The organism is Nitratireductor sp. XY-223 (assembly GCF_004959855.1).
Lineage (GTDB): Bacteria > Pseudomonadota > Alphaproteobacteria > Rhizobiales > Rhizobiaceae > Hoeflea_A.
Window position 1 is genome coordinate 13,709 of sequence record NZ_SPNT01000014.1, and the last position, 21,868, is coordinate 35,576.

At 56.0% G+C, this 21,868-nt stretch carries 18 protein-coding genes and 2 pseudogenes; 9 read left to right on the forward strand and 11 right to left on the reverse strand.

The genetic code is table 11. From position 1 onward, the window contains the following. Nucleotides 1-26 precede the first annotated feature (26 nt). The 3 genes from E4M07_RS25745 to E4M07_RS25755 all read right to left on the reverse strand — a co-directional run bounded on the left by E4M07_RS25745 (nt 27) and on the right by E4M07_RS25755 (nt 3,842). Complete coding sequence (locus tag E4M07_RS25745; protein ID WP_136661296.1) at nt 27-1,868, reverse strand: PP2C family protein-serine/threonine phosphatase; 1,842 nt, start codon at nt 1,866-1,868, stop codon at nt 27-29. Continuing rightward, nucleotides 1,865-2,578, reverse strand: coding sequence for a hypothetical protein (locus tag E4M07_RS25750; RefSeq protein WP_136661297.1), 714 nt, complete (start codon nt 2,576-2,578; stop codon nt 1,865-1,867). The genes E4M07_RS25745 and E4M07_RS25750 overlap by 4 nt, the downstream gene beginning before the upstream one ends. A 220-nt stretch (nt 2,579-2,798) precedes the next feature. Further along, complete coding sequence (locus E4M07_RS25755) at nt 2,799-3,842, reverse strand: ABC transporter substrate-binding protein (protein WP_136661298.1); 1,044 nt, start codon at nt 3,840-3,842, stop codon at nt 2,799-2,801. 422 nt (nt 3,843-4,264) lie between these two features. Here E4M07_RS25755 and cas10 point away from each other — a divergent pair, with 422 nt between their 5' ends. The 4 genes from cas10 to E4M07_RS25775 all read left to right on the forward strand — a co-directional run bounded on the left by cas10 (nt 4,265) and on the right by E4M07_RS25775 (nt 9,424). Further along, on the forward strand, nt 4,265-6,790 hold the full coding sequence (gene cas10 / locus E4M07_RS25760) for a type III-B CRISPR-associated protein Cas10/Cmr2 (protein ID WP_136661299.1): 2,526 nt from the start codon (nt 4,265-4,267) through the stop codon (nt 6,788-6,790). Continuing rightward, the gene (locus E4M07_RS25765) at nt 6,790-7,872 is read left to right on the forward strand and encodes a type III-B CRISPR module-associated Cmr3 family protein (RefSeq protein WP_136661300.1); all 1,083 of its coding nucleotides are present in this window, start codon (nt 6,790-6,792) and stop codon (nt 7,870-7,872) included. Before cas10 ends, E4M07_RS25765 begins: the two co-directional genes overlap by 1 nt. Nucleotides 7,873-8,071: 199 nt before the next feature. Then, nucleotides 8,072-8,206 carry a hypothetical protein gene (locus E4M07_RS29915; RefSeq protein WP_281405000.1) on the forward strand — a complete coding sequence of 45 codons (135 nt, stop codon included), beginning with the start codon at nt 8,072-8,074 and terminating at the stop codon, nt 8,204-8,206. A 741-nt stretch (nt 8,207-8,947) separates the two neighbouring features. After that, a complete protein-coding gene (locus E4M07_RS25775) occupies nt 8,948-9,424 on the forward strand; it encodes a hypothetical protein (RefSeq protein WP_136661301.1) in 477 nt (158 codons plus the stop codon). A gap of 140 nt (nt 9,425-9,564) precedes the next feature. On the opposite strand, the gene E4M07_RS29920 is transcribed toward E4M07_RS25775, so the two are convergent. The 4 genes from E4M07_RS29920 to E4M07_RS25790 all read right to left on the reverse strand — a co-directional run bounded on the left by E4M07_RS29920 (nt 9,565) and on the right by E4M07_RS25790 (nt 10,973). Beyond that, nucleotides 9,565-9,693, reverse strand: a complete 129-nt coding sequence (locus E4M07_RS29920; protein WP_281405001.1) for a hypothetical protein — start codon at nt 9,691-9,693, stop codon at nt 9,565-9,567. A gap of 292 nt (nt 9,694-9,985) precedes the next feature. Then, on the reverse strand, nt 9,986-10,147 hold the full coding sequence (locus E4M07_RS29195; RefSeq protein ID WP_169054398.1) for a hypothetical protein: 162 nt from the start codon (nt 10,145-10,147) through the stop codon (nt 9,986-9,988). 18 nt (nt 10,148-10,165) lie between these two features. Further along, a complete protein-coding gene (locus E4M07_RS29200) occupies nt 10,166-10,333 on the reverse strand; it encodes a hypothetical protein (RefSeq protein ID WP_169054394.1) in 168 nt (55 codons plus the stop codon). A gap of 166 nt (nt 10,334-10,499) precedes the next feature. Next, nucleotides 10,500-10,973, reverse strand: a complete 474-nt coding sequence (locus tag E4M07_RS25790) for a hypothetical protein (RefSeq protein ID WP_136661303.1) — start codon at nt 10,971-10,973, stop codon at nt 10,500-10,502. 436 nt (nt 10,974-11,409) lie between these two features. Between E4M07_RS25790 and E4M07_RS25795 the strand changes: the two genes are divergently transcribed. Together E4M07_RS25795 and E4M07_RS29650 are read left to right on the forward strand one after the other, a co-directional pair. After that, nucleotides 11,410-12,360: a hypothetical protein gene (locus tag E4M07_RS25795; protein WP_136661304.1), complete on the forward strand. Its 951-nt coding sequence runs from the start codon at nt 11,410-11,412 to the stop codon at nt 12,358-12,360. Nucleotides 12,361-12,476: 116 nt separating this feature from the next. Beyond that, nucleotides 12,477-12,719: pseudogene (locus tag E4M07_RS29650) on the forward strand (transposase); the annotation flags it as partial. On the opposite strand, the gene E4M07_RS29655 reads toward E4M07_RS29650, so the two are convergent. The 3 genes from E4M07_RS29655 to E4M07_RS25810 form a co-directional block, all read right to left on the reverse strand. Beyond that, nucleotides 12,672-12,938, reverse strand: a complete 267-nt coding sequence (locus tag E4M07_RS29655) for a hypothetical protein (protein WP_246660619.1) — start codon at nt 12,936-12,938, stop codon at nt 12,672-12,674. The pseudogene E4M07_RS29650 and the gene E4M07_RS29655 sit on opposite strands and share 48 nt — an antisense overlap. A 368-nt stretch (nt 12,939-13,306) precedes the next feature. Continuing rightward, nucleotides 13,307-13,729 (reverse strand): hypothetical protein, encoded by a 423-nt coding sequence (locus E4M07_RS25805; protein WP_169054399.1) that lies wholly within the window; start codon nt 13,727-13,729, stop codon nt 13,307-13,309. A 731-nt stretch (nt 13,730-14,460) separates the two neighbouring features. Next, nucleotides 14,461-15,447: a hypothetical protein gene (locus E4M07_RS25810; protein WP_136661307.1), complete on the reverse strand. Its 987-nt coding sequence runs from the start codon at nt 15,445-15,447 to the stop codon at nt 14,461-14,463. A 737-nt stretch (nt 15,448-16,184) separates the two neighbouring features. On the opposite strand from E4M07_RS25810, the gene E4M07_RS25815 reads away from it, so the two are divergent. The 3 genes and pseudogenes from E4M07_RS25815 (at nt 16,185) to E4M07_RS25825 (ending at nt 20,353) form a co-directional block, all read left to right on the forward strand. Next, entirely contained in the window at nt 16,185-19,364 is a 3,180-nt protein-coding gene (locus tag E4M07_RS25815; RefSeq protein WP_206057401.1) for a UvrD-helicase domain-containing protein, read from the forward strand. A 288-nt stretch (nt 19,365-19,652) separates the two neighbouring features. Next, a pseudogene (locus E4M07_RS25820) lies at nt 19,653-19,940 on the forward strand (CHC2 zinc finger domain-containing protein); the annotation flags it as partial. A gap of 89 nt (nt 19,941-20,029) precedes the next feature. Then, a complete protein-coding gene (locus E4M07_RS25825; protein WP_136661309.1) occupies nt 20,030-20,353 on the forward strand; it encodes a hypothetical protein in 324 nt (107 codons plus the stop codon). A gap of 456 nt (nt 20,354-20,809) precedes the next feature. Here the strand turns inward: E4M07_RS25825 and E4M07_RS25830 are convergent, their stop codons facing one another. After that, nucleotides 20,810-21,718 (reverse strand): hypothetical protein, encoded by a 909-nt coding sequence (locus E4M07_RS25830; RefSeq protein WP_136661310.1) that lies wholly within the window; start codon nt 21,716-21,718, stop codon nt 20,810-20,812. Nucleotides 21,719-21,868 lie beyond the last annotated feature (150 nt).

Consider the following 21,868-nt stretch of genomic DNA (forward strand, 5'->3'; position numbering starts at 1 on the left):
AGATGCTGGCGATATGGCGGGTCATTTCAATTCAACAATCTGATAGTCAAAATCGTGATATCGTCAGCCTGCGGCGCACCTGCCGCAAACTCGGCTATACCGTCAAACAGGCCGTCTGCAAGCTGTTTGCTCGACACATCGTTGGAGGAACAGGCTTCTGAAAACATCTTTATCACTCTTGCGGTTCCAAGCATGTCTCCGTTCTCCTTGTGCGCCTCGTCAAACCCGTCACTATACAAAAGCAACCGGTCTCCGGCCTTTAAGTCGAATCGGTGCGTGGTCCAGGTAAATTCGCGGGCGACGCCAAGAACGGGTTCAGGGTCGGTCACCGCCTGCTCGACCTGCCCATCGAACCGGAAAATCACAGGAGGGCAATGCCCGGCATTGACAAAGTAAACCGCCCCGCTTTCCGGAGCGACTATCATCAAGATGCAGGTTAAGAACATATCTTCCGGATTACGCTCGCACAAAGCCTGATTCGTCAGACGGACAACTTCTTCCGGCTCTTGGGTCTGATGGCAATTTGCTCGTAATATGGCGCTGGCCTGGGCCGCGAACAGGGCGGGCGCAAGACCCTTACCGGAAACGTCGGCGACCAACACCGCAATCCGCGCATCGTCAAGTCTGAATATGTCAAGAAAATCGCCCGCAACATCCAGAGCCGGACGCATGTATCCAAATGCATCCAATCTTGGGTGCAAATCGAACCTACCAGGAAGTAGGGATTGCTGAATACGCCTCGCATTTTCGAGTTGTTCTCGCACTGCGATCAATGCGTTGTTTGCATCAATGGCAGCCCCGACGCTCTCCACGGTACTCAGCAATGTGCTGATTTCACGATGCGGACGCCTTTCGACTCGCGATGAATTCTCGGATGCGGTCTTTTGGTTTTCGCTTTTTCCGGAAACCGGCAAAGATTGCGTTCCGGCATGTCGGTACCGCAATCCCGTATTGCCACCTGACATCGCTTCGAGAAGTTGCACTATCGCCCCCAACGGCCGGAACCCGAGCCTGAGCGCGCGTGCAAGGAGGCCAAGCGAAATCAGGATTACTACAAAAACCGTAAAATACGCCAGTGTTGAAAAAAGTTCCTCTCTGGCGAGAGCAGCGGTATTCTCCTTAAGAAAAACCAGTTCGCCGGCAAATACATCATCAAACCGCAATGGAACGAACAAAGCCTCGAAACGCTTTCCAAACGTCTCTGAAAACCTAACTGTCCGCACACCAGGCTCAATGGAACGCGCAACCGGGAAATGCCCAGATAAAGGCATTAGGACATTGTCGGAACCCCGGAACGCCAGGCCGGCAAGGTCAGAAAAGAGTTCTGTGGTGACGTTGGCAATCGGCAAAAGAACCCAAACATGTCCCACAACCCGTTGACCGCGCCTGATCAAGGCGTGATGAAGCAGCGCGGGCGCACCGTCGGAACCAACCAAAAGACGCGTTCCCGCATTGGCAAATTCGGGAACTGAAAACAGTGACCCATCAATCGTAACGGACCTGTCGATGGAGGTTGCCAGAACCTCGCCGGAAACTGCGGTCACCGTCAGGGCGACCGGTAGGTTTTCCCGAGCGATATCCAGCACTGTTTCCAAGTTTTCGGCCCCGTTGAACAATGCGGCATCAACCTGCGCATTGGAAACAACACGTTTTGCCAAGTTAGCCAGTTGCTCGTGTTTCAAGTTTAAACTGGTTTCAATGAGGGCCACGTGAATTTTGTGCACTTCCAACCGCTGCCGGTGAGCCTTTGTTGCACTGCGGATTTCCGCATAAGCGATCAAGACGATCGATACGCATATTAGTGCTGTTCCCGCTGTCAGGGTGATGCTGTACCGCAGGCTTGGCTGCTTGCGTATCCGTAGGATCATTTTTTTTTGGCGTACACGATAACAATCGGCCGGCTTCTAATCACCTGAATTCCGACAAATCCCTCGTTCAGAATGGACTTGTGGTCAGATAGGCCTTCGGAAGGTGTCAGCACCAATTTTCGTCGGCAGTTCCGCGCTCCTTTCTCTCCGCCATGAATGTCATGGCGGACCAGAAACCGAGGATAATTGTCCAGCATAGTTTTCAGACCGGAAACTTGAAAGCCGCTATCGATAAGATTGATAAGAGAAGGAATGTTTGATGGCGACACCGTGGACTGCACTTCAGAAAATCCGGAATTCTTGAATATCTCAACACGAATATCAATTAGCGATTTCTGCCATCCTTGACCACGCAGAGCAGGATCAAGCGCAGTGCCAAACAATAATCCGGCCCGACTGGTAGAGGTCACTGGAAGAAATGCTTCGTTGCATTTGCCTGCGGGAACAGCAACGGAATACCCAAGAGCACGCCCTTCTTTCTCCAAAACAATGGCTACGCCGTCGGCAACCATCCTGGTAAAGAACGCTTCTGGCATTGGCATGAAAAGACCTTTACTGCCCAAATACCGGATCGAACTTGTATTAAGTTCCATAAGGGACGCAATATCTACAATTCCTGCCCGACGCACGAGAACGCCGTTCCTGCGCTTCTGACGGTTAACAACCCTAATCGCCGATTGCGTAAAGTCCTGATCGCCCAGAGTGACCATTACAATGCACAAGGGTCTTTTGCATCAGAATCCAAGCAGCGTGCCCCGCGTTGCCTATGAAGTCGAAATATCCCGTCAAACCCACCGGTTATGCGTCTACAATACTTGATGTCACCGCCAAATACGCAGGCGACAAAGCACATTGGCGCTGTTGACATATATTCAGCAAATCGAGACATTATGATCATTCCATCAGTGTTCCTGCCCCTATCCGTAGCACTCAGGGCTCTATGAGCTCGGCATATTCCAGAATTGACAGAGCAGGAAAAATACCCAAGCCACGGGCAACATCAGCCCGGATAACATAGGAAAACTCGGGAAGGACCTCGACCGGTATATCAGAAGGATCCTCGCCACCGAAAAGTATACTTTCGGCTTTAATTGCGGTTAATCTCCCCACCTTCCTGTACGGCGCCACCAAACCATAGAGAGCGTCGGCGCCCTTGAGCATGCGCTCGGCGGATGCGAAGGATGGCAGTCGGTGCGCATTTGCCAGCTTGGTCACATGCGGTGCGTACTGGCCGATGAAACTGTCCGGCCCAAGATAAAGAACCTGGGAGCCGGTTGCAGCAGCCGCGGCAACAAGATCTGGCAAAGCTTCGGCATCTGGATAACCTTCAGAGTCCAACGAGACAGGAAACCGGAAAACACGGATGTTCAATCGAACTCCGATCTCGGATATTTCCTCCACCGCCGACACGGAATTCACCTCCGTGGGCGTGAATATAATTGCGATCCTGTCGACGGGCATGTATTTCCGCATTGCTTCGATCTGCGATTCGATCGGGACAATATGACTTACGCCGGTTACGTTGCGCCCTGACGCCCCGAACATCTTAACAATGCGTGACTTTACGGGCCGTGATACCATCGTAAAGACAACCGGCCGATCGGTGATCTGCGGCGGATAGTCGTTCACCCCTTCCATCAGTCCGGGATCACGCCCGGCGACCCCAAGCGTCGCGGTTGTTCCCCAACAATAAACCAAATCGGGACCGGTCTCCCGGATTTCATCCAAAACATGCGGAATACGTTCGGACCGCCGATCTAACGAGCGGGGCAATATTTCAACCGGTAAGTCCAACTGGTCGAAATATTCCCGGAAACCCGATTCGACCTCGGTTTCCCCGCGCCACAATACCATAAATACGGTCTTCGCCGGTTTCGGACCCGCACGAGCATGAAAGCCGTTGACCGCAAAAAGAGCCGCCAAAAGCTCACGCCTGGATATTTGCATCAATGTCATGGTGTTCGTGCGCCACACTCATCGTTTTCCCCAAAGGTACCAGTTCTTTGCGGATGTTCAGCGTATAGATTTCATTCCCAGACTTCTTCACGTTGCGCAGATGACGGCGTGGCGCACTGCCATTTCTGCATTGCCCGCCACCATATCTCAAACTGAGCAGCGTGGCTGTTTGAAACGGGGCCCAAAAGGGTTGGCTTCGCGGTGAACGAATTCATGCCGTTTTGCTGATGATGGCGATGTTCGGACCGAGGCCGCCGGGATCAAAAACAGGTCGCCGAACCCGGATTGATCGCGCGCTTCCAAAGAAGCCGAATTCCTGCGCGCACCGCCGGGCCACGCCGGCGCCACATCGACATCGAAACATAACTATAGATTTCATAATCATATTTGCGCTGGATTGCTGCAAAATGCAGGCGGCCCGAGCTTGAGGGCACTGGTTTTTGCCGAAGCCATCAAAAAACGAGGCGAACAAATTGACAACGGTTCCTTTGGTCGACTGGGAGCAATTGATAATCGCCTATCTGTGCGGTCCCATAGACAGTTTGCCACACAAAAAGGGCGATGAGGAATTTGCCGTGCGTCAGATATCAGCGGCTCTGGGAAGAACTGTCAGCAAAGGCGAAATCGAAGCGGTGAATTCGACTTTGGATCGGCTGTTTTCTGCTAGCGGATGGTTGCCATTGCCGTCGGCTGATGAAGGCCCCAAATGCGACCGTCCTACCGGTTTGTTCCAACCTGAACACACCCTCAGTGGACATGAGCTTGAAGTAAAAAGCAAATTCATATGCGAGGTAATTTCACGAACAGTTGAGGGTCTGGAAACTTCGAAGCAGCGGTTTTTCGCGCTTTGGCGCATTTTGCCAAGCGCGCTTGTCGGTGAGTCTGGCGATCGGGTCTCGCATCTTCCTGCCGATGCACGAATGCCAGATCATTCGAATGTCGAAGGCGCTGACAGCGCCAGCGGGTTATTGGCAGGCACCTGCCAGGGCATGTATGGCTATGCATATTTGTCCGTCGCACTAAAAATGCAGCAACCGTTTACGGAAACAGCCAGTTCGGTGCAAGATCTGTGGGCGGGTAACGCCATAATGTCGTGGCTGGCATTCAAGGCCATGGAGCCTGTAATCGATCGTTTTGGTCCTGCCTCAATATTGTTTCCCTCACTGCGCGAAAATCCATATATGGATATTTGGTTGCATAAGCGCATGAACCTTAAAGCGATTCCGACGGTTAACGATCAATTGGTCCGCATGCCATCGCTGCCAAACCGGTTTCTTGCCTTGGTTCCGTGCAGGCCGGACAGATTGATTGCATCTGAACTGGCTGCATTATCTGATCACGCGGCACGTGAAGCTTGGACCCTCTTGGCTGCAAACGTACGGCATCAGATCGGTCGAGATTTATCCGGATTATACAAGGACTGGGACCGTTCGTGGCGAAACCAGATCGAAAATGTACTGGATGTTACGTCAACGGTAATACTCGAACGCGAACTTGACGACGATGTGATTGCAAGGCATGTCGGCAGCCGGTGTTTCGGGGATGCCTGGCTGGCTGCCGCCGAAGTCCGGTCACTTGCAACCTCTAATCCCCCTGATCACCGCTCATACAACGCGCAAGCTTCGGCAGGACGCTGGCGGGCACACATGGAGATTTTGGAACGTGTTGTAGATGCAAATTGCGCAGTACGACACATACCCCGGACCGTGGGCGGCAATTCAAATGGCTCATCACCCAAATGCAGCCAGTGCGGTTCGTTTGAGCAGATGGGGCCAGCCGAAGCCAGCGCGTCGAACGCGTTCTGGTCGGCGGCTTCGAGTAAGCTGAGCGTGAACGGAACACGGCTGCTGGATGGCGAGCATCTTTGTGCGATAGCGCTGACAAGGCGATTTGCAGGCCCCGCGTTTCTCGCTTCAGAATTTGGGGTAGAGGCCCGAGACTTGCGAATGCCCGATACGGCCACCATTGCAGCCGCGGACTGGCTGCAAAAATCCGGTATGGATCCCTCTGAACTTGAAAGAGAATATGGACATTGGAAATCCTCACGGCTTCACCGGTCTCAGCGACACAAAGTTGTTCCGCCACCCGGTCTCAGAAACAAAGTCGAAGCAGCCATTCGCGAATATGGCCAACCGCCAACCCACTTCGCGGTTCTGAAAATGAACGGAGATGATACCGGTGATTGGTTATGTGGAAGGAAGGCCCCCGGGCCTGATGATGTTGTGCATCCCGCGATCGAAAATCATGGCGGGCAAGATTACTCCAACGGGCTATTGCGCGCATCCCGCCCTGCAGGACCGTGTCAATTCAACGCAGTGACCGCGATCCTGGGACAATTTACCGCGCTTTCCGCGCCACAAATCATTCAACACTATAATGGAGCCGTAATCTTCAGTCGCGGCGATGAAATTTTGGCTTTGCTGCCCGCGTTGCGTGCGGTCAACTGCGTGAACGAATTGCATGAAAGTTTCAAAACGGGCGGTAGGAGATATGGCGGGAAGGAAAAAGGGGCAACCATTTCGGCCGGAATTTCCTACGTGCATTACAAGGATGACCTTCGAAGAGCAATCTATACGGCGTGTGAAGCGCAGAAATGGGCTAAGGACATGGGCAAAGACCTTGTTTGTGTTTCTTTCAACCAATCGTCTGGACCGCCGGCATCCGCTCCATTGCCCTGGTCGCATTTGGACTGGTTTGCAAATCTGACTTCCTACTTCACCGAGGGCACTGATCTTGGCCGGTCTAAGCAACCAGTCGCCAAACGGTCAACTGTGTCTGATCCATCGAATGACAGAACTCATCGGCCCGTTGGCGGCGCCGACGCAGGAAAATCCGCTGGTTGCAAAGGTCAGTGGCTGGAAGATTATCTGGTTGAAATCACCCGGCGCCGGGTCACGCACAAACAGGCGCGTAAAAACTACATCGCGCTGTGCCGGGGAGCGAAATTTATCGCAAGAGGTCATTAATGAACAACTCTGAAAGCGGGTGTTCTCGGGAAAAATCAAGCTTGCTTCTTCGTATCATGCAAGCCGACGCCGCCGATGGCCAAACAAATGAACACCTGATTGCACGCGCGCTTTCGACACCCCAATTGTTTTCTGTCGCAATCCAATTTGCAATATGTCGCCAGGTTGGCATCGACATAAACAATGTGACTGAACAGATCCGCTCTGGAACGAGCCTGAGAGAGGCCATTGCCTGCGAGGGGCCGATTGGCGAAGGCATCTCATCAATCGGTTTGCGAGGACCATGGTTGGGGCACAATGGTCAAATTCTGTATGCCGTACCCGCGACGCTGAGGCAACCGCAAAACCGTGAAAGCGAATTGTTTCGGCTCGACCCGCTCGCCGAAGCTCTGCCGGGTTGGAATGCACCCCTGCCTGGAATGAAACCCCTCTCGTGCAAAGATCGCTATCGCCGGAATAAAGTCCAGGACTTCGTAACGGAAAGCGGCATGAAGCGTTATCTTGAGGGTGGCGTTCCAAGGCAAGAAGAAATCCTGAGATTACACGGGAAGGAATTCATGAAGAACCCCTGGCCGGCCGCACGTAAGGTTGGGGCTTCAATTGGTTTGACCGAAGCGGCCGTGGTACATCGAAGTGAGCTTTATCTTTACGTCGAAATTACCGGACAAAAGCTCATCATCGACACAGTTTCTGCAGTAAATACAACAATCACATTCAATATAGAAGGTCGGCATGCGGTCCTTGAGACTGTCAAGATGTGCGAACCCATATTTTCAGGCAATACCTTTGAAGCGGCGGACCGTCGTATGCTTGTCCTTACAACGCCGGCGCTTTTGAACGGCTGGCGCCCAAACGGATTGAAGCTGATTGCGGCTGCAATATCGGACTGTGATGTGGTGCCGGGCGCTGAACCAAATCAGGTATTCCATGCGCCCGGCTTATTCGCGGTGCCGGCCGGCTCTGTATTTTTTTTGCGGGCGGGAAGGAATACCACCAATCGGCAAGTACAATCCTTGGGTTTGGAAAGGGACGCCGTGAACGGTTGGGGCTCGGTTCTCGAGGGGACTTGGAATTATGCATGAATCTGTTGTGCTGAGATTTGCTGCTGTGCTGGTTTTACTCGCTGTCCTGGTTGGTTGCGCAAAGGCACCTGAGTCCATCGCACCGGCATATGTGTCCGCGGTCAATTATTCGGGCTGGACATGAAACCAGCTTAGCCAGGAAGCGTTGCACCTGGAAGGTGCTCTTGCCACGGCTTCGCAACAGCAGGAGAAAGCCCGGGTGAATGATGTCGTCGGCGTCATACTGATTGGCTTGCCGGTATCATCCTTAAGCGGCGACAATATCGCCCCGCAGATTGCCCGATTAAAGGGTGAGAAGGAAGCAATCAGACAAGCGCAAATCAAACGCTGTTGAATAACTTGGGCAAGGAACTGTTTCGGCTGTCCTCCGTGCTTTGTTCCCATTCCGAACGGGATGATTACCGCACAATCATGTCTTTTGATGCTGCAACCTGGCCCACAGGGATGGTAGGCACCGACAAGAGCGACGACACTTTCATCATGTCCGATGGAAAAACTGGGAAAACGTTGGCAAGTTCATCAACCAGGCGGTGTCAAATGTCCTTCGCATGTATGGACCTCCCTCTCATTGCAAGCCTTTTCGATCACGTTGGCATGCGGGCATGTATCCGGCCTGTGACCTGGCCATAATGGGGTAGCGCCAAACACATTGGAGGCTTCATGGAGCCGGTGCGAAAACACGGCGTGATTTCCGGTCAGGGTTGCCCTGGCGGTCCATCATTGAGCTTGCGATTTCCGGGGTGGATTGAGCGGTTCGATGGGGCGGAGAGTAGAACTCCTCTTGTTGTTGGCGCAGGACGGCCCAGATAATTCGTGCCAGTTTTATCGGCGACGGCGACACAGACATTATTGATGTGCGCGGTCTTCATCTTGATTGTCGCGCCGCAGGCGTCCCCAAAACCCACCATTCTTCTGTACCGCACAGCCCCGTTCCAGATCAGTATCTGATCTTTGGTCAGGCTTGATTTTCGGCGATGTGAAGGCGCTGATCCGAAGGCGTATGGAAATGTGGCAAATTATGCAGCCTCTGACGTGCGATCATCAAAGCGCACGATCAAACAATCAGAGATATGCATTGAAATTCTTCAGATCAATTGCAAATTATTTATCTATACTTTTTCTTGTTTGGCTGATATTCGCTAATTTTGACATTTCGTTTGATCGCAATGTGATCCGACTGTATGCAACTTCTGAACCATCTGATATTGGAAACAAAGACATAATTGGATTTTCTCGGCAGGTCCCTCTTGGTGTTTTGGAGGTACGTTTAAGGCACGGTTCTGTACAAATTACAAAAGATTTTGTTGTAAGTACTTACAAAAACTGCCTGATTGTCGACTTGAAAAATTGGACCTGCATGGAATCGAATGGTACCTGTGGTTTTGGTCTCTATGAAGGCGTTTACTATACTTGGGCGTGCCAACATATATCGCCTTTTGAAAAATACACTTTTGTCACCCGCTTGAGATATATCGTTCTTGGCTGCAGTTGGGATTGGGAAGGCGGGCCGCAGCAAATGTTTACTTGTGCTTTGCGTCCATTTGTCAATTAGCACTTACAAGAGATTTTAAGGTGACGCTTTCTGACCAGCGCAACTCGCTGGTGGTCTGCCTCAGATGTGATGAGCAGACGACTGCCGGACATACAGGATGGCTTTGCGCTCCAGATGGTGTGGCCTGATCTTCTCATGCATCATGGATCCGTGCCCTCCCGCTGTACGACGGGCTCGCCGTCGATGTGGTTCAGGATCAGGCTGATCATCAGCCTCGTCACGGATTGACGCATCTCGGCGGGCAGCGCCTGCCATTGCGGCGTCTGCATCTCATCGCTGGTCCCGTGGGCGTTCCGTCGTTGAGCTGTACAACTGGCGCCGGCCACACACCGCATTGCGAGGCAAATCACAGAGGTGGAAGCGGCCTCCGATCCGACGAGAGAACGCATTCGAGAGCAAAATTACGCGCTTGATTGAAATGATGTCTACGAACCCCGCAGAATCGATTTGAAACCCGGTGTTTGCGATAGAAGAAGCACACAAGCGCGTCCTTGCAAAGTCGAGCTACCACCAAGTGCATTTGCCGAATATAGTCATCATCGCGCCGCATATCCGATACCTCTATGCCTCCTCCAGCTGGTCAATTTTCGCGATTAGCGTCTCCTTCGCCAATACAAGTGCCGCCTTGACATCCTCGACATTCTCTTCTGCCTCGGCCAACTCAAGAGCCTCGACCGCTTTATTTACGGTACGAATGACCGATTGGAGGTCGAATTTTGTCAAGTATGGCCCCGATGGTGGTTATTCAGCTTCGTCTTTGGGCCTGGCAGACGGGTATGGTAATTGCCCGCCAGCGATTTCCGCTATCCTGCCAGCATTGACGCCAAAATACGCGGCGATGTCATGTTGTCGGTCTCCGCGCTGCAGCATCCCCAAAATGAGTTCGGTTTGACGGTAGCTCAATGCCATGGTTATTGTCCAACGGAGCCGGAACGTTTCCTGAAATCAAGATCACTGCGAACCTGCCGGGCTATCGTTTGCACGTGCTCGTACATCTCGAATGAAGTCATCGAGATTCCAAAGCCGAGCCCGCTGGTCATTCGAGTTTGCGTCTTCGCTCTTGCGAATGAGACAGTCATTGGACACAAGCAAACAGGTGTTCATTTACGCAGTCGGTTGGGCTACATGACGTGAAGCCTATATTGGCGTAAGTCTGGCATATGGTGCCATTGCATTTCTGCTGCGTGCTTAAATAGAGCGGTTCGCGATTGTGAATGGCACATCCCTCTCTGGCTTTGGCGCGCACTGTTTCTGTACCTTCATCCTTGTCCGCCTGGATAACAACTTTGTCCGTTTGAAGGTCGGAAATCACAAGAGGTTTTGGAGCGGTGCACCCAACCGGCAAAACGCACACAGCGACCAATGCAATCAATTTTCCTTTCGTGTAACGTGATTTCATGTGCGGCATAATGGTTTGCCAGGCAAACATCTCATCTGTGTCCCGTGTAGTGGGCGCCGCTGAAACATGGCTTACAACCACTGCCGCATTCTCCCTTATGGTGCCGACGCGTAAACCGGAGCGCTTAAATACAGAAAGGCCCAGAAGCACAACGGCTCCTGGGCCGCGATACGCCACCCCGCTAGGCTGTCGCACAGAAAGCTTGGCAAAGGGCGGTGAGCCAAGCCTACCGCCCGGCGTATGAGAATTTAGGCGCCGGAACGGAATGCGTGCCTTTGCTTTGCGTACCGCAGCTTGACAAATACACGGTCCGTGCACTCAAGGGGGTATTGTTTCCATCCTGCCGCGGAGAATTTTACCGTCGAGCGGGCAGCCCAGTTTCACCGGCTGGCCTTCCAGGTATCGGGCACCTGGCAACAAACGGAGGATCACGTTGTCTCGGACCCTTTCACTCGCGGATGCAAAGATGTTGCTTTTCGGCCACAATGGCCGTTTTTCATCACACAGTGGCAGAACAGCGTCCACTTCCCTGACAACGTAGAATTGACCCCACAACCCGGCGCTGATTTATGTTGTGGGAGGCGAATTGGTTGGTAAGGTTTTTGATATGAAAACAATGATATTTGCTCGCAGCGCTGGGTTGATCCCCGCGCTTGTTTTCAGCAGCAATGTTTTGGCCGCCGATTTGATTGATAGTGAAACGATCACCACTGAAGAATTTGTTGAACGCAGCAGACCGGCTTTTTTCGGCGAGGCTGAGATTTATGGAAGCCATTTCCACCTTTCCGGAAGTGCAGTTGAGGCTGCGGAGGATGTAGATTATCAGTCCATCGGGGGAGGCATAAAGCTCGGCATCAACTTCGCAGGCAACTGGATGATACAAGGCGATTTGGCAGGCGAGGCAACAAATGTCGGCAGCGCAGATGATTCCTATAAAGACAGCATCACCACCACCGGACATGTGGCTTACCGCAATGATATGGGACTGATCGGTGCATTTGGCGGGTATCTGGCCACCGATCAGGACAATGATGCCACGGATAGCTCGAACCGTTATTTTGTTGGCGGCGAAGCTCAGTATTTTGTCGGCGACACGGCAACAATCTACCTGCAGGGTGGTTATCTCGATGGCACCGGAGGCGATGACGATCTCGGCGAGGACTCAATCACCGACGCCTGGTTCGCACGCATTGCGGCACGCTATTTCTTCACGCCGAAAACAAGGCTGGACGGTTCTTTTGCCTATGCGGACGGGATCATGGACAACGATATCGACTCCGTCGATTTGTATACGCTTGGTGTAGGGCTGGATCATCAGTTCATGGATAACGGTTTGTCGGGTTTCGTGCGCTATGAGTATTCGCACTACAACCAGCCAACCGAGGCAGACACAATCAACGAACATGTCATTTTTGCCGGTTTGAAATTCAGTTTCGGTGCAAACTCCTCGCTTCTTGAAGCCGACCGCAGCGGCGCATCTCTCGATACGCCACCGCTTGCAAGGTGGGTGGCGCAAACCGGCGGGCCTCTGGAATAGACTTGCTCTCGACCTAAGAGGCGATTCGGGAATTGACGGTTGAGCGAAAAGGGAAGGTGTGATTCACCGAGGACCCTGGACCCCTTTCGCTCGGCTCGATCATGTCAGAACGTCCCTGGGACCGCATTCACGATGCACTGCACATCGACTGCCGCGACTTGGAAGGCCGCGAGCCGCAACCAAGCGCGGCTATCATCGACAGCCAGTCGGTCAAGACCGGAACGAACGCCAGGGGCGATGTCGGCTATGATGCGGGCAAGAAAGTGAAAGGGCGCAAGCGCCATATGCTGGTCGATACGGAGGGATTATTGCTATGCTGCGACGTGCATTCGGCGGGCATACGGGACCGTGACGGTGCCCGCCGCTTGTTCGACAGACTGACGATACGCCTTCCCTTCCTCCAGGTCATCTTCGGTCGGCGGCACGGGCGGCACATCGAGCGGAGCGCGCAGGCTTATGCCGGACGGCGTTTCGTAGACCGGCGGCTCGGCGATGCGTATGCGCCCGGTCTTCAGCGAACGTCCCAGCTTCCGCCCGTCCCCTTGCGGTCCCAGGACCCTGTCCAGCGTCTCGGTCACACAGTCCGCCATCGCCGGGCCACACCCGGGGCGGCGGAAGGTCTTTGCCGAATAACTGTTTCAGGATGTCGGCTTTCGCCTCCGCGACAACCACAGTCGCGTCGATCATTAACGCGGCGGCCAGCACAGCATGTCTGATTTTCTTGACCAGAGAGGGGTACATTGTCAAAGCCAGTTTCCTCCTGCGATGCGGACGACGTATGCGACGCCTGGACCTGACGCTGTCGCGCCTTTGCCAGTTCCAGTTCCCGGCGCCGCCCGATCGTTGTGCCGGGCGGCGTGACAGGGCGGCGGAATGACCTCCCGCGCCTGCATCCTGTCGCATCTTCCCGGGTTCGCGCTCACGTTACGGGCGGATACCGCGAGCATCACGTGCGGTCCTTCCGGTCACCCAGCCGCCACAAGAGGCGGAGGATTACAAAGACAAAGGCAAAGAAGATCGTAACAAAAGTTAATCCAAATATCTGTAATATTAGGCGTTCGCGGGCGATCTCTGCTTTTATCAAGTCTGTGGAGCGGTCAACACGGTCTGTCACTTGAAGTTCACCTGTTGCTCGATGAGTTCGTCGATCTGTTTGTCGGACAATCTGCGGCTCGGCGACCGGGATGCGGCCGGTCTTCGACGTGCCACCGTCCGGCAATTCTCTCTCCGCCGTGTCAAGCCCGCGAGTCCTGGCCATTCCCTCGGTTATCCAGTCCGCCATCACCGCGCCTCCAGTCGCGTCGGCCATTAACGCGGCGGCCAGCACAGCATGTCTGATTTTCTTGACCAGAGAGGGGTACATTGTCAAAGCCAGTTTCCTCCTGCGATGCGGACGACGTATGCGACGCCTGGACCTGACGCTGTCGCGCCTTTGCCAGTTCCAGTTCCCGGCGCCGCCCGATCGTTGTGCCGGGCGGCGTGACAGGGCGGCGGAATGACCTCCCGCGCCTGCATCCTGTCGCATCTTCCCGGGTTCGCGCTCACGTTACGGGCGGATACCGCGAGCATCACGTGCGGTCCTTCCGGTCACCCAGCCGCCACAAGAGGCGGAGGATTACAAAGACAAAGGCGAAAAAAGTGAAGAAGACGATCATCACCACTAACCAATGTACTAACGAAAAACTACCCATCATCATCTTTCCCTCAGTGGCTGATCCGCCTCCGGCACTTTGGCGCGTTCATAATGCTATTGCGGCGGCCAGCATTTCGCCTGCCACATACGCGGCCTCCGGGGGATAAAGGTTTTGATAGCTGGTCGTATTCCTTGACGGCCATATCTGCATCTGATGACCTTGCAGCAACGGCGCGGCCGCATGAGCTGTAAGGTCGCGTAGCAAATCGATTTCGGGAGGCTATGAATTCCAACCGGTTCGCTGACGATGGAATAGAATGCGGGCCACGCCCGGGAGGGGCCTGTCGTATGCGCGGGTTCGCCCGGCAGCCCGTATGAACCGACGACGTCGGCCCGGCTTGCGGAACCCGCCCGGTTCTGCGTCTCGAGCACGGCTGCGGCTCTCCGGTCCACCTGCGCGCCGCTGGTCAGTCTTGCGGCACTTCCATGACCGGCGGGTCCTGTCGGTTGACATCCGGCGCGACGTCATCGCTGACGTTAAGCATCGCGGCGGCTATGGCGGCAAACAGGACCAAGGCTGTCACAACCTCGATGACGATCCATGGAATGTATCTGCCGGCGGATGTTTCGTCCGGGGCCCGCAAGGCGCGCACCCGCAAGACATCCGCCTCGTTCCGCACGGCCTCCACCTCGCACTGCAGAGCTCCAACGGGCTCCGGCACCTTCGGGCGTGCCGCCCGCAAGCCATTGTGCGGGTCGTGCCTGGCGGGTTCCGGTTGCCGTCGGGCGGCCATGCGGGCTTTACGGAAAGCCCTGAGCGCGTCCCGCACCACACTTGCCGAGAGCGGTATGGCGCACGTCATCGCCGCGCCGCAGACCAGCATCGTTGCATGGTGCGCACCGTGCCGGAAGGCCATTGCCTGCAAGGACGGCACGATGTCATCGTCGCCGGTGCTTTCGTCGGCATGCAATAGCAGTGTACCCCCGTTGGCTGTACGCCAGGATGTGGGTCGGTCATCCGGCAAGGGACCAAGAACGCGCCGCCACGAAAGCACGCCGGTCTCCGGGCTGCGAAGCGCGAATACCGCATTCATCAGTTCATTCAATTCGGGCAAAAGCGCGGACCAGTCGGCGAATTGCGGGCGTGGTTTGTGCGGGTCGGGTTCAAGCGCGATGCCGGCGCCCATGAAGCCCGCCCGGTTATGGGCGTCCCGGCACGGTGCCAGCATTCCGACCAGATTGACATGCCCGGCGCCATTCCCATTGTCGAGACGGCGGAAGAACAGAGCGATTTCGTCTTGCCTCATTCGGTCCAGGAGCCCGCTTCGCCTTCGACCGGCATCGAACTCGAACGCGGCCACCGGCGTATTCGCAAGCACACCGTTTCCCTGCATCACGAGGTCGCGTGCGGTGCCAAAGACCGCGCGCCCCATGATGCGAGACCCGCCGGTCATGCCCGCCCCCGAATCATGTCGGCCTTCCGCAAGCCGCCATCCACAATCCGCGCAACGGCTGCCACCCCTTGCGATGAGCTTCGAAACGCGCTGCGGGCGCACGCGTTGAATCGGCGGTTCTCCAACAACAATCCGGTCGTGTGCCGTTCCGGAATATTTGCCATGGAAGGTAAGGTCGTCGCGCCTCATGCTGCTGCCTTCGCCAATCGGTGTCGCAGGGAAACGAAGCATGGTTGCACATCACGGCCAGACGAAGGCGCTCGGGGGAAATTTCGTTTCCATGCATTTCAAGACCACTTCGGCTATCTGCCCCAACCCCAATGTTTTCTGTCCGTGCCCGCCTGCGACATTATCTGGTCCGCAGTCAGGCTGACGTCTCACCGACCTCAACCGGCCCTGAGCGCGCCGCGAAGGCTCGATTCCGGAACACGGCAATCGATCCCGGGCGGTAGGCATATTCGGTTTCCGGTGTTGGTTCGCGTATCGTTATCATAGCGAACGCGCATAAAGGCTGCCGCGATATCACTTCCAATGGCTTCTTCATGCGCGGCTGGCGCTTGTGACCGTGGCGGCGGAGGTCCTATGCGCCACCAGAGTCGGGTGAGACGCCAAGACCGCTGCGAAAGGGCCTTGTTGTTTATCGCGGTTCGCATGCAAACCATAGCAGCGAATGGTTGCCTGGAGGCCTATTACTTCAGGGCAAGATGGTTGGGTATTTTCGCAGTATCGGGATTTTGGTGCGGATTATCCTGATATTGGCCGGTCTTTATGCGGTCGCGCCGGAGAAATCTCAGGCGCAGTCTGCGCAGGTTCGACAGATCCAGATCCAGCTCAACGCTTATGGATATGACGCAGGACCGGTGGACGGGTTGGAGGGGCCGAGGACGCGCGCGGCAATAGCTGCATTCCAGGAAGCGAACGGAATTCCGGTGACGGGTCAGCCGGACTCGACAACGACAAGACTCCTGCTGGACAACAGGCTCGAGGCACCGACGCCGCGGAAACCCGAAAAACAAAGATACGAAGCCAACCCGGACCGGCAGCCCTTGCTGCAGAAGTCGCCGCGTCTCAACACGCCGCAAAGCAGCGATGAAGGCATCGGAGAAGTCGCGGCGCCGCGTATGCCCGGACCGCAAGGCAGGGTGCGGGAAGGCCGGGAAACGGGCAAAACGCCGGTCAATACAACAACGCTCATGATCGGTTTGGCATTGCTCGGATCCATGCTTGCGGATGCGCTTGTGCTTTCGAATTTCATCCGCCGCCGGGATGCGGAGGTTGCGGAGCGTTGCAGGCCGGTCTCTCCGCGCGGCTTCGCCCTCGCCGGCAAGGCGCATGCGCGGTCGGTCGAACAGTTGCTCGCCCTGGCACCGGTGATCGATCGTCTCAAGCAGCCAGACCGTTATCCGGCAGCCTGTTTGTTCAATCCGTTTGTCGAAACGGCCGTTGAAGCCGCCAACGTGCTTCCGATCCATGCCGGATCACTGCCGGAAAGTCAGCGGGAACTTCTGCGCGAGGTCGTTGCGTTTGCCGCCGATCCAGGGCGGGCGCGGCGGGCGGCGGTCGAGGTGTTCGTGAAAGGCGAAATCGGAGAGATGCGTGCATTCTTCGACACTATCGAGCGGAACCCGCTGACGCCCGAACAACGGCGCGCGGTCGTCACCGACGAGGACGCCACGCTCGTCCTTGCAGGCGCGGGTTCCGGAAAGACCGGCGTCATCGTTTCCAAGGCGGCCTATCTGATCGAAAGGGGGATTCGCAAGCCGGAGGAAATTCTCCTGCTTGCCTTTGGCAAGGACGCCGCCGCCGAAATGACGGACCGCATCAGGCGGCACTCCGGCGCCGCCGTCGACGCGCTGACCTTTCACGCGCTTGGCAACAGGATCATACGCGAGGTCGAAGGCCGTGCACCCCCGCTGGCGGCCCATGCGAGCGATGACAAGGGGCTGCGCGCGTTGTTGCGCGACATACTGGTCAACGATGTCGCGAAGAAAGCGGCTATGGGCGGCCTGCTTCTGGACTGGTTTGGCGGACTCTTGCTGCCCTACGCAAGCGCGTGGGATTTCAGGACACTTGCGGAATATTATCAGTGGGTAAGGGCGCATGAATTGCGCTCGCTCGCGGGCTACCGGGTAAAGAGCTTTGAGGAGTTGCTGATATCCAACTGGCTCTACCGGAACGGCATCGAGCACGAGTACGAACCGGAATACCCTTTACCGGCCGATGCCCGCGGCACCTACAGGCCGGATTTCCGGCTCACGCAGAGCGGTGTCTACATCGAACACTTCGGGGTTCGAAATAGTTGCGCGCCGGACGGGTCCATCCGCCTGGAGACCGCCCCCCAAGTCGACCGGGAACGGTACCTTGAGGAAATGGAATGGAAGCGGAAGGTGCACCGTGACAACGGAACAATCCTCGTCCAGACCTACAGCTTCGAAAATGTGGAGGGCCGGCTGCTTGAAGCACTCCGGCAAAAGCTCGCCCTTTATGTCGAGCCGAAGCCTGTCCCGGAAGATCAGCTCTTCGAAAGACTGTCGGAACTGGGCCAGATCGATGCCTTTACGCAAACGCTCGCAACGTTCCTGCGCCACTTCAAGGGTTCAGGCGCGTCGCTCGACCAGTGCCGTTCCAGGTGCGCACCAGGGCAAGCCGGGGCCCGCAATCGCGCGTTCCTGAAAATATTCGAGAAGGTGTTGTCCGCCTATGAGGAGCGCCTGGGCGACCAGATCGACTTCGAAGACATGATCACTCGTGCGGCCGGCCATGTCGAGGCGGGCCGCTATCAAAGCCCCTTTCGGCATCTTGTCGTCGACGAGTTCCAGGACATTTCGGAAGGACGGGCGCGGCTTCTGCGCGCCCTGAAGGCACAGCATGCGGATGCGCGGCTGTTTGCGGTCGGCGATGACTGGCAGTCGATCTTCCGCTTCGCCGGCTCGGACATCCGCCTCATGCATGACTTCGGCAAGGAATTCGGCGGGTCCATGGGCTCCGAACGCGGTGTCCACAGCATGATTGACCTGGGGCGGACCTTTCGCAGCGTGGACAGGATTGCACTGCCCGCGAGGCGCTTTGTCCTTCGCAATCCGTCACAGATCAAAAAGCAGGTTGTCGCGGCGGCCGGCACCGACACGCCCGCCATCAGACTGGCCTTGCATGAGTACGGACAGGACGCCGCCGCGCTGAGGGCCAGCCTTGCGGAACTCTCCGCCGCCGCATGCGGTCAGGCAAGCGTCCTTCTCCTTGGCCGCTACAACGCGCGGAGACCGCCGAACATCGAGACCACGGAGGCGGAATTCCCGAATCTGTCCGTCACATTCAAGACCGTGCATCGTTCCAAGGGGCTCGAGGCGGACCACGTCATCATCCTCAAGGCGGAAGCCGGAACCATGGGGTTTCCCTCGGAAATCGTCGATGACCCGCTGCTCGACCTGGTCCTTCCCGAACCCGAGAACTTCGACCACGCCGAGGAACGCCGCCTGTTCTACGTGGCGCTTACAAGGGCGCGCAAATCGGTCACGATTCTGGCGGATCGAACAAAGCCTTCCGTATTCGTTCGCGAACTGGCCGATGATCCGCAGTACGGGACCATCGAAACCGGCGACCCCGGCGTCGCCGACATGCAGTGCGGCGCATGCGGCGGCCGTATATTGAAGAAGAACGGCAGGAACGGCCGGCCGTATTTTCATTGCGAGCACCGACCGCTTTGCGATCAATGGCTGCCAAGCTGCGGTGCCTGCGGCAATGACCTGCCGGCGGCCGGCGACAGCAGCCTTGAGACCAAGATCTGTTCCTGCGGAGCCGCGTATTCTACCTGTCCGGAATGCGGCGACGGCTGGCTTGTGCACCGCGATGGCCCATATGCCGAATTTTTCGGGTGTGTACGGTATCCTAAATGCAGCGGCAAAAAGATCAGCACATGACCCTGTTTCCGGGGTGCGTCGTGGCAGGGCGCCTTGCGGGTGCGAACCGGCCCGGCACTTGCCGTTTCGATGGCGGCCCGTGCGCATCATGGGAGGCAATGGACGGGTCCGAAGCACCGGGATGGACGGATTTCACCGGGCGGCCATCGGGGCCCAGCACAATGGAACGTTGCGAAAGTGGCCCCGCAGGACTCGCTGGAGGGCATGAAACAATAGACGACAGACATGATGTCGGAATCTACTCTGCAGTTTGGCAGTCAAGGAATGTAACAGGAGTGGAATGCCGTGATGCGGTTTGAGAGGTCCTTCCTTAACGAGCTGCGCGATCGTGTGCCGATTTCGGACATCATCGGCAAGCGCGTCTCATGGGACAAGCGCAAGACCAACATTTCGCGCGGCGACTGGTGGGCCTGCTGCCCGTTCCACGGCGAAAAGACGCCGAGCTTTCACTGCGAGGACCGCAAGGGCCGCTACCACTGTTTCGGCTGCGGCGTGTCGGGCGACCATTTCCGCTTTCTGACCGAGCTCGACGAGCTCTCCTTTCCGGAGGCGGTGCGCTACGTCGCGGACGTAGCGGAGGAACTCGACGGGCTCTCCTTTCCGGAGGCGGTGCGCTACGTCGCGGACGTAGCGGAGATCGCCCCGCCGGGCCCGGGATCCCAAGGTTGAGCAGCGTGAGGAAGATGCGTGAAGGATGGAATGTTCTCAATTTTCTGTGCGCCGCGGCGGCCCTTTTTGCCAGCGTGATGCTGGCTGCTCCGGCCGGCGCGGAAACATGGAAATGCGATGGCGGCTTCGGTCATTCGGGAACCGTAACGGTCACCGCCGATCACGAAGCCGGATCGGGCACGATCGCGGTGAACGGACGATTGGAAATTGAAACTCGGTTCCATGTAAGGGGGCTTAACCTGTATTGGCATTGGACCGATGGGAATAATGAGCGTTTTGGTTTCAGTATCTCCCCGGAACGATGTTGGCGGTTACTATGAGTTTGCAAATACCACGGACAAGGTTCCGCCAAAATTGCGTTATAGAAGTTGCGAGCGGCTCGAATGACGGCTTTCCGGTCCCGGCGGAAATTTGTTCGGCGCGGAAGAAAGACCTCCTGGCACGAACCGGAGCGGCTGCAAGGGCAGGCATCGCGCGATGCCGAACACCCGAACCGCAAGTATTTCGTCTATGTTCTTAAAACCGACTCCGGACATTACGTTGGCCACACTTACTCGGTCAAAAACCGTGTCGCTCAACACAGGCGCGGCGACGTTGAAAGCACACGGGGAACAAACCCCAAATTGGCATGGAACTCCAGGGCGTATGCAACCCGTAGCGAAGCAGCCGACTTTGAGGCCCGCAGCCTTGCGGATCTGAGCTCATTTTCTGGGCCGTGCTCGGGTTGCTGGCCGTAGCTCTTCTGATGGCCGGCTGATGGCATGAAGGCGGTCATTTCATTTGAGCGGCCGCGCGGCGTTGAGAAGCTCAACCTTGTATTCGTCCTTAACGTCCGCCTCTGAGACTTCTTCGGTGAGTTGTCGTTTTGCTTCGTGTATTGCAACGATGAATGCGTCAATGGCACTTTCTAAGCTAGAATTTATACGGGAAGACATGTCGGATTTTTCACCCGTTAACAATATTGCGTTGCCGTGTAATTCTTTCACTTCATAAACGGACCAATACTTTCCCGCATAATGTCGTTTTGAAAAGGTATGTTTAGAAACGTCGATAGCAGTGACAACGGCGCATCCGTAAGTGGTGATCGCATGGCCAAAAACGTCTGCATATATATAAATTCCGTCGGATAAGATCATTCGGGCCTCATCAAATTCATGCATCTCGTAACTACTATCTATTTCGTCGAAACCGGCTTCTATCAGTTCACGCTTGATTTTTGTTTCAGCGGCTGGCGCCGTCAGCCAGCAACCATCTGTGACCCTATCTTTGACAATTAAAACGATGGGGGTGTTTTCATTGATTGTTGCCAAATCGAAATCGGCATGAATGGTTTCTTCCCCATGCGCGGCGCCTGCCGCGAGTCCCCCGGCGACAATCATCGCCCTCAATGCGGTGCGCGACCTGCCGGCCAATGGCTTCGATGATTTTGTTGCAGCCCCGAAATCGCATGGGTCCCCGTTGCCATCATGAGCGCGATTGTCATCGCCGCCGCCAATCGTTCGCCTCATCCGGTTTTCCTGTACAAAGGCCTCGTCAAGAAACCGGCCCGCGACTGGAGGGAAGCGGGCCGGAACATTGCGCCCGGCGCAATCGGCAAAATTTACCCCGGACAGCACCGCCCGTAGTTGTGGGATGGGAAGCGGCGCCACATGATGATACGACAGGGATTGCGTCCCGGCGGGCATGGTTTCCATTCCGGTTGAGGTGTTGAGCAATACACCAGTGGCAAAGGTGTTCGCGAAACCGCCTGAAAAAAGTGTTTCCGGTGCTGGCTGGGGCGGTCATTGCGATAGAGCGCGGGCGGGTGCGAAGCCTCCTCCACCGACCCTGCATGC

Bases quoted from the DNA above. Each gene is read 5' to 3' on its own strand.
- E4M07_RS25745 (WP_136661296.1), bottom strand. From the start codon at position 1,868: ATGATCCTACGGATACGCAAGCAGCCAAGCCTGCGGTACAGCATCACC.
- E4M07_RS25750 (WP_136661297.1), bottom strand. From the start codon at position 2,578: ATGGTCACTCTGGGCGATCAGGACTTTACGCAATCGGCGATTAGGGTT.
- E4M07_RS25765 (WP_136661300.1), top strand. From the start codon at position 6,790: ATGAACAACTCTGAAAGCGGGTGTTCTCGGGAAAAATCAAGCTTGCTT.
- E4M07_RS29920 (WP_281405001.1), bottom strand. From the start codon at position 9,693: ATGCAGACGCCGCAATGGCAGGCGCTGCCCGCCGAGATGCGTCAATCC.
- E4M07_RS29200 (WP_169054394.1), bottom strand. From the start codon at position 10,333: ATGGCATTGAGCTACCGTCAAACCGAACTCATTTTGGGGATGCTGCAG.
- E4M07_RS25810 (WP_136661307.1), bottom strand. From the start codon at position 15,447: ATGACCGGCGGGTCTCGCATCATGGGGCGCGCGGTCTTTGGCACCGCA.
- E4M07_RS25830 (WP_136661310.1), bottom strand. From the start codon at position 21,718: ATGCCCGCCGGGACGCAATCCCTGTCGTATCATCATGTGGCGCCGCTT.